The sequence below is a fragment of the Okeania sp. SIO2F5 genome (genome assembly GCF_010692685.1).
Taxonomy (GTDB): domain Bacteria; phylum Cyanobacteriota; class Cyanobacteriia; order Cyanobacteriales; family Microcoleaceae; genus Okeania; species Okeania hirsuta.
The window spans coordinates 15,096-28,174 of the sequence record NZ_JAAHGU010000097.1 but is presented as its reverse complement, the minus strand read 5'-3'; the positions used below and the strand labels follow the sequence as shown (position 1 = coordinate 28,174).

Annotated in this window: 10 protein-coding genes; 8 read left to right on the top strand and 2 right to left on the bottom strand. The window is 38.9% G+C overall.

All coding sequences use genetic code 11. The features are described 5' to 3' along the window. Nucleotides 1-395: 395 nt before the first annotated feature. The 5 genes from priA to F6K27_RS23405 all read left to right on the top strand — a co-directional run bounded on the left by priA (nt 396) and on the right by F6K27_RS23405 (nt 6,486). Nucleotides 396-2,945 (top strand): primosomal protein N', encoded by a 2,550-nt coding sequence (gene priA, locus F6K27_RS23425; protein WP_287278574.1) that lies wholly within the window; start codon nt 396-398, stop codon nt 2,943-2,945. Between the two features lie 89 nt (nt 2,946-3,034). Then, complete coding sequence (locus tag F6K27_RS23420) at nt 3,035-3,613, top strand: Uma2 family endonuclease (protein ID WP_287278573.1); 579 nt, start codon at nt 3,035-3,037, stop codon at nt 3,611-3,613. A gap of 398 nt (nt 3,614-4,011) precedes the next feature. Further along, the gene (locus F6K27_RS23415) at nt 4,012-4,350 is read left to right on the top strand and encodes an FG-GAP repeat protein (RefSeq protein WP_287278572.1); all 339 of its coding nucleotides are present in this window, start codon (nt 4,012-4,014) and stop codon (nt 4,348-4,350) included. Then, entirely contained in the window at nt 4,247-5,332 is a 1,086-nt protein-coding gene (locus F6K27_RS23410; protein WP_287278576.1) for an FG-GAP repeat protein, read from the top strand. The genes F6K27_RS23415 and F6K27_RS23410 overlap by 104 nt, the downstream gene beginning before the upstream one ends. 389 nt (nt 5,333-5,721) lie before the next feature. Next, entirely contained in the window at nt 5,722-6,486 is a 765-nt protein-coding gene (locus tag F6K27_RS23405) for an alpha/beta fold hydrolase (RefSeq protein ID WP_287278571.1), read from the top strand. A gap of 349 nt (nt 6,487-6,835) precedes the next feature. Here F6K27_RS23405 and F6K27_RS23400 read toward each other — a convergent pair whose 3' ends face one another. Together F6K27_RS23400 and F6K27_RS23395 are read right to left on the bottom strand one after the other, a co-directional pair. After that, nucleotides 6,836-7,105: a four helix bundle protein gene (locus tag F6K27_RS23400; RefSeq protein ID WP_287278570.1), complete on the bottom strand. Its 270-nt coding sequence runs from the start codon at nt 7,103-7,105 to the stop codon at nt 6,836-6,838. Between the two features lie 21 nt (nt 7,106-7,126). Then, nucleotides 7,127-8,830 carry a DUF2079 domain-containing protein gene (locus tag F6K27_RS23395; RefSeq protein ID WP_287278568.1) on the bottom strand — a complete coding sequence of 568 codons (1,704 nt, stop codon included), beginning with the start codon at nt 8,828-8,830 and terminating at the stop codon, nt 7,127-7,129. Nucleotides 8,831-9,275: 445 nt separating this feature from the next. Here F6K27_RS23395 and F6K27_RS23390 point away from each other — a divergent pair, with 445 nt between their 5' ends. The 3 genes from F6K27_RS23390 to F6K27_RS23380 all read left to right on the top strand — a co-directional run bounded on the left by F6K27_RS23390 (nt 9,276) and on the right by F6K27_RS23380 (nt 12,953). Next, nucleotides 9,276-10,532 (top strand): histidine kinase, encoded by a 1,257-nt coding sequence (locus F6K27_RS23390; protein WP_287278567.1) that lies wholly within the window; start codon nt 9,276-9,278, stop codon nt 10,530-10,532. 544 nt (nt 10,533-11,076) lie between these two features. Next, nucleotides 11,077-11,943, top strand: a complete 867-nt coding sequence (locus F6K27_RS23385) for an aldose epimerase (protein ID WP_287278566.1) — start codon at nt 11,077-11,079, stop codon at nt 11,941-11,943. 431 nt (nt 11,944-12,374) lie between these two features. Beyond that, nucleotides 12,375-12,953 carry a Uma2 family endonuclease gene (locus F6K27_RS23380; protein ID WP_287278564.1) on the top strand — a complete coding sequence of 193 codons (579 nt, stop codon included), beginning with the start codon at nt 12,375-12,377 and terminating at the stop codon, nt 12,951-12,953. The last annotated feature ends 126 nt before the right edge of the window (nt 12,954-13,079 follow it).

Below are 13,079 nucleotides of genomic sequence, written 5' to 3'. Positions count from 1 at the left end.
GTTTAGTTCTTTTTTTTTTGGGCAGCAGTGGTTCAATTAAAGCCCACTCGCTGTCTGTCAAGCTACTTGAGTATGGCATTTTCTATCCATTATACTCTCTCACAAAGATCCGTTTAGGGGTTCTATAGTTATCGTACTTTCTACTTCCATTCAATGCACACATAAAATGCCGGAATATCCCCAGATTTTTCCCTCCTTTCTGCTTCCTTTCTCCTGACTCCTGAGTTATACGGTAACTAATTATCCGAATACTATATAAATCATACCATGGAACTTCCCTAAAACATCCATGACGTTGCTAGCAAAATCTTGCCAGATATAGTAAGCTAGTGCAAACAAATTTAGGGAGATACATTAGCAAAACACCCTACTTGTCCTCTAGTTAATTTGGCAAAATGTCCCAAACTACTCAAGCACTCTCAAAACCAATATTGGCTGAACCTGGATCGTCTTACAAAAACAACCATCCTCAAGAGTCGCAAGAGTGGGTGGAAGTTTTAGTTGATGTTCCTTTCAAAACTTCAACAGATGATGCTGAAGAGGAGGAAAAGTTATTTACCTACAAAATACCTCCCGATCTGGACATTCAACCAGGAGACATTTTAACAGTACCCTTTGGCAGTCAACAGGTAGGGGCGATCGCCATTCGCAAAACCTCCCAACTACCAGAAGGGTTAACGAGCGATCGCATCAAAAATGTATCGGACATTATTACTAGAGGTTTTTTCCCTCCCACTTATTGGCAACTTATAGAAAAAGTTGCTAGTTATTATCAAACACCTATTATTAGAGTTATTCGCACCGCTCTACCACCAGGGTTACTCAAACGTAGTCAACGACGCATCCGCATTATAGAAGAAGCAATACCAACAGGTGCAGAAATTTTTCTCAATGCTACCGCTAAAAAAATTCTGGAAGTTCTGCAAAATTCTAAAACCAAAGATTACACCTGGCAATATATCCAACGTCAAGTCAAAAGTGCTAACAGAGGATTAAAAGATTTACTCCAACGAGGTTGGGTAGAAAGTTATCTCGAACCTCCTTCTCCTCCAAAACCAAAATTGAGACAAGCTGTAACTTTAGTTGTTCAAAACTTACCCAAAGATTTAACCCCACGTCAACAAGAAGTAATGGAAGTACTACGGCGAAATGGTGGGGAAACATGGTTAACTGAATTGCTTAATAGTTGCAAAACCAACTCTTCTGTGGTAAGAAAACTAGAAGAAAAAGGCTGTGTCATCATAGAAGCACAGGAGGTGTTGCGACGTGAAGAAGGTAGGGGCAATATCAGAGATGAAATCAAAATGCTGACTCCCTATCAAGGAGAAGCATTAACAACTATTACCCAAATACAAGAATTTGCTCAAGTGCTGTTGCATGGAGTTACAGGATCTGGAAAAACAGAAGTATACTTACAGGCGATCGCTCCTATTCTCGAAAGTGGCAAATCTGCCCTTATACTTGTTCCCGAAATTGGTCTGACACCCCAACTCACTGATAGATTTCGTGCCCGTTTCGGAAAAAAAGTCTACGTTTACCATAGCGCTCTGTCTCCGGGCGAACGTTACGATACCTGGCGTAATATGACATGGGGTATTCCTCAAGTTATTATTGGCACTCGCTCCGCTATCTTTGCTCCATTACCAAAACTAGGTCTAATCGTATTAGACGAAGAACACGATAACAGTTTCAAACAAGACCGTCCTGCCCCTTGTTATCATGCTCGCACCGTAGCAAAATGGCGAGCTGAACTCGAAAACTGCCCCTTGATATTAGGTTCCGCAACACCCTCTTTAGAAAGTTGGTTGGAAACTAGGAAACACCATATAGATGAAACTGTTTCCTCAAAAACAAACACCTATTACCTGTCACTACCAGAGCGCGTCCACTCACGATCAATGCCACCCATAGAAATAGTGGATATGCGCCAACAACTGCGACAGGGAAACCGCACAATGTTCAGCTATCCTCTACAAGAAGCACTGCAACAACTACAGGAAACAAAACAACAAGGCATTTTATTCATCCATCGTCGCGGTCATAGTACATTTGTGTCTTGTCGTAGTTGCGGTTATGTAATGGAATGTCCCCACTGTGACGTTTCACTTTCCTATCATTACACCCACGAAGGCGCAACTCAACTATTACGTTGTCATTACTGCAACTATACCCAACTACAACCACAACGTTGTCCTGAATGTGATTCTCCTTTCTTTAAATTTTTTGGCAGTGGTACTCAAAAGGTAACTCAAGAGTTAACTAGACAATTTCCCGATTTACGATGTATTAGATATGATAGCGACACTACCCGCACCAAAGATGCACACCGAATATTGTTAACTCAGTTTGCTAATGGAGAAGCAGATTTATTAATCGGTACTCAGATGTTGACCAAGGGTTTAGATTTAGCCCAAGTAACGTTAGTAGGAGTTGTTTCTGCCGATGGGTTACTACATTTTTCAGATTATCGTGCCAATGAACGTGCTTTTCAAACGTTGTTGCAAGTAGCGGGACGTGCTGGTCGTGGAGATAACCCAGGGCGAGTAATTATTCAGACTTATACTCCCGAACATCCCGTGATTCAAGCAGTGCAACGTAATGATTATGAGTCTTTTGTGGAGGCTGAATTACAGACAAGAGCAGAACTACACTATCCTCCTTATGGGCGGTTGATTTTGTTACGTTTGAGTAGTTATGACCCGACTGAGGTAGCGGTAACTGCTCAAAAGTTAGCAAGTGTGTTTATGGAAAAAGCGGAAGCAGGAAAATATGATTTATTGGGTCCTGCACCCGCTCCTATTGCTAGAGTAGCTAATCGTTATCGGTGGCAGATTTTATTAAAGTTATTGCCTGGATGTGAGGATGTACCCGATTTGACTAAGTTGATTAATCTTTGCCCGCCAGCGGTCAGTTTAACTGTGGATGTCGATCCTATGAATTTGTGATAAACTTAGTTCAGTGGGGAAGTTAGGGCAAGACACGGATCGGTGCTTCTTTCTTCCTTCTTCCTTCTTCCTTCTTACCTTTAAAAATTATGATTGCTGAACCTCAAAATTATCAAAAAATGAGTCCTGAAGAATATCTCCAATGGGAAGCAAAACAGGAACTTCGTTATGAATATATTGATGGTGAAATTTTGGCGATGACTGGGGGAACTATTCCTCATACTAAAATTTACCTCAATTTGTACAGAGCTTTATATCCTCATTTGAGTCAAAGAGGTTGTGAAGCTTATGTTGCAGATGTGAAAGTTCAGGCGAATGAAAATAGTCGTTATTTCTATCCCGATCTAGTGGTTACTTGCCACCCTGACGATCTAAAATCCCGTGACTTTATCCAACATCCAAAAGTAATTGTTGAGGTGCTTTCGCCAAGTACAGCAAGTTACGATCGCGGCGATAAGTTTAAATATTATCGTCAAATTCCTAGTTTGCAGGAATATGTATTGGTAGACTCGGAATCAAATTCAGTGGAAATTTATCGTCGAAGAGAGGGGAAAATGTGGCTTTGCAATTTTTATGAAGCGGGAGAGGCGATCGCTTTAGAAAGTATAGAGTTTGAATGTCCGATGGAACTTTTGTATGAAGGAGTGACATTTGAAGTCAGAAGTTAGATAGGGGAGCATTCGGATTGGCGACGTACAGAAGCCAGAAGTTAGACCTGATAATTACTATACCCTAGCCATTGCGACTGGAACGGAGTGGAAGGAAGCAATCTCAGAAACTCCGTGATACTACTGAAATTTAAAATTTTGGTAAAGTTTTGGTATAACCTATTCCCTCTTGCCTAAATAAAATGTTATGCTAATTGTGCAAGTGTGCAAATAAACGAAAAAATTATCAAAACTGACAGAGCTATAATTCCTAGCTTTTTTGGCAAGCAATAGCTACAGTAACTACATAGCAAAATTTTGTAGGATTTTTGAATTTATAAAGTCAAAAGTCTAATTCATAAACATAACTAAACAACCTGAGTACAAAAATAAAGGTAACTAAGAACTAATTATTAGATATGCACAATCAAAAACAAGCAATTAATAGCCAAGCAACTAACCTAAAGAAAATTGGTAAAAGAGCCTGCTTTCAGCTCTTCATCCTCCTAGCTTTTACAACTCCCGCTAACGCTTTTTATCAGAAACTTACCGCACCCGACGGTTCTGTTGGTGACTTCTTTGGAAACTCAGTAGCTCTAAGCGATAACACAGCCCTGATTGGTTCCTATGGAGATGACGACAACGGCTCAAGCAGTGGTTCAGCCTACCTATTTGACACTACTACTGGCAATTTGCTCCACAAATTTCGACGGTTCCGCATTCGACGACTTCGGGTACTCAGTAGCTCTCAGCGATAATACAGCCCTGATTGGTTCTTATAGAGATGACGACAACGGTTCAATCAGTGGTTCAGCCTACCTATTTGACATTACTACTGGTAGTTTGCTCCACAAATTTACTGCGCCCGACGGTTCCGAATTCGACTGGTTCGGAAAGTCAGTAGCTCTCAGCGATAACATAGCTCTGATTGGTTCCCCCTTAGATGAAGACAACAGAACAAACAGTGGTTCAGCCTACCTATTTGACACTACTACTGGCAGTTTGCTCCACAAATTTACCGCACCTGACGGTTCTGCATACGACATCTTCGGAAAGTCAGTAGCTCTCAGCGATAACATAGCCCTGATTGGTTCCTACGGAGACGATGACAACGGCTCAAGCAGCGGTTCAGCCTATCTATTTGACACTACTACTGGTAGTTTGCTCCACAAATTTACTGCACCCGACGGTTCTCTTCACGACAATTTTGGAAACTCAGTAGCTATAAGCGATAACATAGCCCTGATTGGTTCTCCATCTGACGATGACAATGGCTCAAACAGTGGTTCAGCCTACCTATTTGATACTACTACTGGCAGTTTGCTTCAGAAATTTACCGCACCTGACGGTTCTCTTCACGACAATTTTGGAAACTCAGTAACTCTAAGCGATAACACAGCTCTGATTGGTTCCTACAGAGACAACGATAAAGGAATATACAGTGGTTCAGCCTACCTATTTGATACTACTACTGGCAGTTTGCTCCGTAAATTTACTGCGCCCGACGGTTCTCCATTCGACCGCTTCGGAAACTCAGTAGCTCTAAACCGTAACACAGCTCTGATAGGTTCTTTTAGAGACGACGACAACGGAACAAACAGTGGTTCAGCTTACCTGTTTACCACTAATACTCAATCAACACCTGACCCTAAATCAACACCAGAACCATCATCGCTCTTAGGAATATTAGGCACTGTCGCGATCGCCGCCTTATCCCGAAAAAAGCAGCAGAAAAAATAACAAGAAAAATTTCTCATAGCTAACTTATCAAGCAAGGAATTCAGCTTCTAAATCTTTGCTTGATTTTTTTTGAGAGTTCTACTTATATTTTCATAACTTACGCACGGAAACTAAATATAGTGATAGCGAAGGACATTAATCCCTACATATAGCCTTTTCAAGGCATATTTGCCCCCGTCCTGAAAATGCTATAAAAAACTTGTAAATAATATAGATGGAAAAAATCCATCAAAACTGGACATAGCCATAATTCCTAGCTTTTTTGCCCAGCAATAGCTAGTGCCTACACAGCAAAAGTTTGTAGGATTATTGTAGCAGTTCCAAAATGGAACTCAACACAAAGCATAATATTTTCAGTAAACACTTATACATGAGAACAAACTAAAAATATGGTAGATGTTTTCTTTAATACTTGGGATAATGGGGGATTAAATAATTCACGCTCTATAGACACAAGCGATCCTACTTATGTAATCGTACATGGTTTCCAAAGTACGGGTGGAAATCCAGGTAATAATTTCACCCCTCAAAGTTGGATGTCAGAAATGGCACAAAATATACGAGATTTGGAAGGCAATGACGCTAACATTTTGTTAGTAGACTGGCAAGATGGCACTGATACTCTCAATTATTGGGCGGCTGCTGACAGAGTTGATGATGTGGGAGTTGAGGTAGCAGACTACTTGTTGGGTCAAGGTGTTAATCCTGCCGATACTACTCTTATCGGTCACAGTCTAGGTGCTCATGTGATGGGTGAAGCAGGAGAAGAATTTCGCGAACGAAGTGGCGAAGTCGATCAACTTATTGGTCTCGATCCAGCAGGTCCTGAGTTTGAAGGAGGTTGGTTCTCTAGTGCTAACCCCACAGACGATCGCCTAGATCCAAGTGATGCGGATAGAGTTGTTGCTTTCCATACAAGCAGTACATTAGGATACGATGACCCATTAGCTGACTTAGATGTATATATTAACTGGGACGATTTATTCCAACCAGGTTCCTTTAGTTTTGTAGGTAATCACAGCTACGCTCACACATTGTATAACGATCTATTAGATGGGTTCACATTCCCACAAAGTGACGACACTACTTTATCACTCTCAACTATTAATGGTAACACGACAGGTTCAGTATTTGTAGATACTTTCGCTGTATAGTCTAATGGATAAGGTGACACTGTTTTCCTAATCAAGGCAATAATAACAATTTAATAAATGTTTGCTACAAATAGCTAGGGTACTTTTTAGGAGTCAACCCACCCCTCGCCCCTCCCCCGACCGTGGAGGGGAACGACCGAGTCAGGAGGAAATATTGGAGAAAAAGAACAAATATTGGTATTGGGGGTATTGATAATTTAAGTATTTGTTTGGTACTGTCGATACCCGGAGTCCTTAAATTTTATTATAACTGACCCGTCCGTTAGCGTAGCTCCCCCGGAGGGGGAACATGATATTACTTACTTCTTCTAAATGCAGTACCAATTCTGAAGTATTCCCATATTCAAGGTCATTTGCCAGAATTAAGTAATATCGCTACTCCTAAGCGGGAACCTTGTGCAATATTCAAGAATCGGATTTTATCTGCTAACCCTTTTTTCCGAAAACCTTCTGCTATATTTGCTGGCACTGATACAGATGCTCGTCTTAACTGAGAAATTAATCCGTAGGTTTCTGTCTTAGGAAAGTTACTGCTAAAGCGGTATACCTCTAAAACGAGTTGATGTGCTTTTTGCCAAACTATCAAATCTTGAAAACTTTTAGCAAATTCTCTCTTCATTCTGTCTCCTTGTTTGTTCTTTTATTCTAACTCCTTCTTGCCTATTCTAACTCCTGACTCCTGTCTCCTGTCTCCTTCTTCTGACTCCTGACTCCTGTCTCCTGACTCCTTCTTCATACGAAGATTTTCCCATCCATCCAGAGCATCCAAATCAGAAACTACTCCTTTTTCCATCAAAACCACACCATCTGCAAAATCAGTAATTCCATATTCACCAGAATTATAAAGTTCTTCAATTCGCGGTACAATTTTCTCTAACCGTTGGCGATCGCTCTTAAATGCGACCCGATATCTATTCAACCGCCACATATCAACAATAATATATTCTACTTTTTCAACTTCTCTAGCATCATTTCTAAATTGCATTCTAGGAAACCGCAAAATTGCTCGACGACTTGATAAGTGAGGAATAATATAAGTTGTTGCTGCCACACTTGCATCATCAGGAATTTTTCCTAACAATGGTCGCATTTTACCAACGTGTTGCCATTGTTGGTGTGCGGGAACATAAACCCAAGGTTTAACTGAATCTGGTACTAAAAAATAAAAAGTGCGATTAGGATTAGATGTAAATGTAAAAAATAGCGACAAGCAAATACAAATTACCCAAAAACGGCGAAACTTTCCTGATGGCAGTGGTGAGTTTTCAACTTCTGATTCTCTCTTTCCCCACCATAGAATTGCACCGTAAAATAATCCAGGTACTACTGTCATAGCGTAGCGAATTGTAATTGACAGTACAGACAAACCTTGAGCAGAAAATAATTTCAGTAAAGGAAACCCTGCTATCATCCAAGAAGCGGGAGCAACAGCAGGTACAAATGCTAAAGGTAACCATTGACCTAATAAATACTTGATAGTGCCAAAAAATGGAGTGAAAATTTCTGCTATTAACCGCCAAGGGTTACTAATCATACCCCAAATAATTTCCAAAGTCGAAGCTTCATCTCCTTCTGCATATTGACCGAATCTTTCCATCATAAATCTCTGGGAAATGTCTTCGGAAAATAGGGGCATAATCAGATTTGTTAAAGCTACCATATAAACAAAACTGAAAGTACAAATAGCTAAACCTATTTTGGGGTAGCGTTTACTCAAAATTAGATAGAATCCTACTCCAAATAAAACTACTCCTGCATCTTCTCTAACAGCTAAAATTAATACTACTAAAATCCAAAATAGAGGCCACCAGCGTTTTTCCATTGCCAGTAGTAAGCTAAATACAAATATAGGTATCTGACAAATATCATGGAAATTTCCGAGAGTAGGGCCAATTACTGCATTAGCACAATAGAAGCTAATGGTAATTATGGCTGATAAGGGTGGCTGGAGATAGTGCCTAGCTAAAATGTATAAAACTAAACCAGCACCAGTAACTAATGTGACCTGTAATACTGTTAGGGTGACAGGATATGGAAATAGAGCATATATTGGCAACCACAATAATAGAGCTGGAGTAAAATGTTGGCCTAAGCGGTGATAGTATACTTCTGGTACTTGGCCTTGGTGAACTACATTTGTAGAAAGAGCAGAAGAGAGAGAACTTTGAAAAAAACGACCGTGTATACTATTCCAAAAGACCTGGTTAAATATACCTTGGTCGTAAGAGGCGTAAAAACTATAATAGCGGTGCAAATTAAATAATAGACAGAGAACAAAGAAGGCGATCGCCGCCACAAGCACCACTCTGAGGGACTGATTTTTTTGCCAGCTAACCAACTTCATCCATTTTTAGCAATATTTCAAAATTTAAAATTACATTTTTTTGACAACTGAGACATGAAGTTCTGAGAGTATCCTCAGCAAACCTCCAACTACTATAAAATTTAAGCTTGCAGTATACCACTTACCAGAAAATTCTCCCTCACTTGAGTCATCATAACCACTGGTAAGATTTATCTGTATTCACTTACTATAAAATATCAATTATGTCAAGTCAGCATTAGATAATCTCAATATACTCTAGAACGCGAATTGAAAGTATTAGTGTCACAATATGAAATAGATATTAAATTATCTCAGAAACTAATTTTCTTTTATAGGCCATTAATAGAAAAATATAAAATTCATCCAATTAGTTTTTTAATCGTAAGTGGTAAACCCCGCCCCGCTTACAGCATAGGGCCAAGTATCTAGGTAGGCGGGAATATTCAATATGGATTACTACTAAATGGTAAATTATTCTATTTGCAAAAGAGATGCTAATAGCCTATCCCACTTACCTAGAAATTTTTTACAGGTGTCTTCAGAAAAATCTAATAATAATAATAATAGTAATGAGCAGGGATTTTTACAGATTTTATTGTTTATCAACAAACGTCCTGGCTCTCAAGAGCAAATTCAAGCCATTCGTAAGTCCCTCAACAATTTAGAAAAAGATTATGATTATCCCTTTGAATTTCAAGTCATTGACGTACAAGAGCAACCCTATATGGCAGAGCACTTCAAGTTAATTGCTACTCCTGCTCTACTCAAAATTTATCCTGAACCGAGACAAACCCTAACTGGTACAGATTTAATTGCCAAATTGGAATATTGGTGGCCACGCTGGCAACGTTCCATCGCCGAATATTGGCACACTCATAACTCTCAACCTCAGTCTAAACAGGTTGTTAATCAAAAATTATCTGTTAATTCCATCGACTGTGCTGCAGAATTAATGCAAATGTCAGATGAAATTTTTCGTCTCAAACAGGAAAAGGAACAACTTCAAGCTCAACTAAGATTTAAAGACCGTATTGTGGCCATGTTGGCTCATGACTTACGCAACCCTCTGACAGCAGTTTCATTGGCTCTAGAGACTTTAGAATCAACTCAAAAAACTGTTAATAGTGAGTTTCCTAGAAGCTCTCCGACTCTTATGGAAAGGCTAATTAAGCAGGCACGTTACCAAGTTCGTGTGATTGACAGAATGATTACAGATATTCTGGAGAGGCCAAGAGGCAAAAGTACGCAGTTACAAATTCAGCCTGAAAAATTAGATTTGGGGGCATTGTGTCGCGAGGTGATAATTAGTTTTCGAGACCGACTTAAGTCAAAAGATTTGCAGTTGAAAACGGATATTCCTAATGATTTACCATTAGTTTATGCTGACCGAGAAAGAATACGTCAGGTAATAGTTAATTTGTTGGATAATGCCATAAAGTATACTCCTAAACAAGGAAAAATACAGGTTTTAATCCTCGATCGCACTACTCAAAAGATTCAAGTGACAATTTGTGATAGTGGTCCTGGTATTCCTAAAGAAAATCACGGTCGTATTTTTGAAGATAGTTTTAGGCTCAAGCGTGATGAGTCACAAGAAGGTTATGGTATTGGTCTAGCTTTATGTCAAAGGATTATTTTATCCCACTACGGCAAAATTTGGGTAGAGTCTAGTCCAAATAATGGTAGTTGTTTTAAGTTTACTTTACCAGTTTATCGATAATTGATATAGTCAATCAAAACTATAACGTTTTATATATTTAGTGTTTAGACCTCATATATTAGTTATCTCCGGAAAAGAGGGAGTAGGGAGTAGGGAGTAGGGGGAAAGAATTGATAATTTATATGCGATAATTGATTTGGTTTTTGATGATCACCAGATGTCTATTGTATAAGTCCTGCGATCACTAGATATATTTCCTTAAGTTCAGAACTTATGCACTACCTAATTTTTTGATGTTGGTAACTGATATTAGTAGCACTAAGTTTAGACTTGTTTTCAGTTCACTTAAATGATATGGTTAAAGGTTTAAGCAATATTTTATATAAAATCCGCTCGGGTTCGGTATAAAAAAATGTTCCATCCTCAGCGCCATTGCCAAATCTTTCTAAATTCTTTTCCTTTCCTGCCTCCTGACTCCTGACTCCTAAAAAATCCCCTAGATATTTGTAGCAAACGTTTATCAAATTCGTATTATGTCCAAAATGAATGGTTTTTCAGACGATTCTATGAGAACTTAATAGCAGTTGTTTTAGGTAAATTATCTATGCCTGCTAATGTTGGACAAAATCAAAATCAACCCTATATTCTTTCTGATGAAACTACTCAGTCTATGGTAGTTGTTGTTCCCGAACGAGGTGGCATCATTACTGACTGGCGTACTCAAGACCAAAAAATATTTTATCTTGATAAGGAACGTTTTGCTGACCCCACTCTTTCGGTGCGCGGTGGCATTCCTCTATTGTTCCCTATTTGTGGCAACGTGGTTGACGATACCTACACATTAGATGGAGAAAGCTACAAAATCAAGCAACATGGTTTTGCTCGTACCCTTCCTTGGGTAGTTACACAACAGTCTACTGAGAATGGCGCAAGTATTACTGTGACTCTCCGCAGCAGTGATGAAACTCGCGCAGTATATCCATTTAATTTTGAGTTGAATTATACCTATATATTGCGGGGTAATACTCTAGAGATGCGATATTCTCACACGAATTTATCTCAGAAACCTATGCCATTTGCTACAGGAATTCATCCTTATTTTGCTGTGACTGATAAGAATCAATTGGAGTTTGATTTACCTTCAAATGAGTATAAACTTAAGGGCGAACAAACTGTTAATACTTTTTCTGGAGAGTTTGATTTTAATGCCGAAGAAATTGATTGGGCATTTGTAAATTTATCGAAACAATCAGCAGTAGTTACTGATAAAAGTCGTAATTTAAAGTTAACTATTAACTACGATAGTAATTACTCTACTCTAGTTTTTTGGACTGTGAAAGGTAAAGATTTTTATTGTTTAGAACCTTGGAGTGCACCTCGTAATGCTATGAATACTGGGGAAAGTTTATTAATTGCTGAACCTGGGAAAACTGTGGAAACAGTTATTAGTATGACTGCGGAAATTGGCTAACTTTAACTAGCTATCAGCATTTTCCGTATCGGAATGCTCTGCAAACAGCACTCAGCTTTCAGCGCGCTAAAAGCTTGGTTTTAAATCACCAACTTCTATAAGTCGTTTAATTTTAGGAGGGGTTTAAATCCCCTTTCCGTTCCGGAATGCTGCGCAAACGCCCAAAGCTGACCTCTAAAGGCCAATCGGCTCAAAGATCCGCTTCCAGACCGAAGCGCTTTTTAAATAGCTATCAGAATTTCAGCATTTCCGTACCGGAATGCTCCGCAAACAGCTTTCAGCGCGCTAAAAGCTTGGGTTTAAAAAGGGAGGCTAGAGACACGATATTTTTGGTCACAAATTTATATAATTATTAGGATTTTACCTAACTTTTTGTTCTCAATAAATAGCATGATATAATTTTTATAAAAATTCTAAATAAGTATAAAATTATGAGTGCTTTAACATTAAATTTAGATACTGTTCACCTCACAGACGAACAATTCTATCAGTTATGTCAAAATAACTGCGAGTTTAACTTTGAAATAACGGCTAAAGGAGTATTAATTATTATGCCACCCGGTGGAGGGGATAGTGGTAATAGAGAAGCTGAATTAATTATTGATTTGGGCATCTGGAATCGGCAAACAAAACTTGGTTTTACCTTCAGTTCATCTACTGTTTTTAAGTTGCCAAATGGTGCTAACCGTTCCCCAGATGTTGCTTGGATAAAACGGGAACGTTGGGAAGCATTAACGCCTGAACAACGGCGCAAGTTTCCTCCCATTGCACCGGATTTTGTCATTGAATTAAGGTCAGCAACAGATGATTTGGAAATGTTGCGCGAGAAAATGCAAGAATATATGGATGCTGGAGTAAATTTAGGATGGTTAATTAATCCTCAGCAGCAACAAGCAGAAATTTATCGCTCAGGGAAAAAGTTGGAAGTAAGAAATCTTCCTACAGAATTATCAGGTGAAAATTTATTGCCTGGTTTTATGTTGAATTTATCTTTGTATCTGTATCCATAGATTAAAAGACATCTCCAATAATAAAAAATAAAATCAATTATGGTACAGAAATTATCAATTATTTCCCCCTAATCTCTATTCCCTACTCCCTCTGTTCTGGAGATTTCTAAAGATTAAATTGATCCG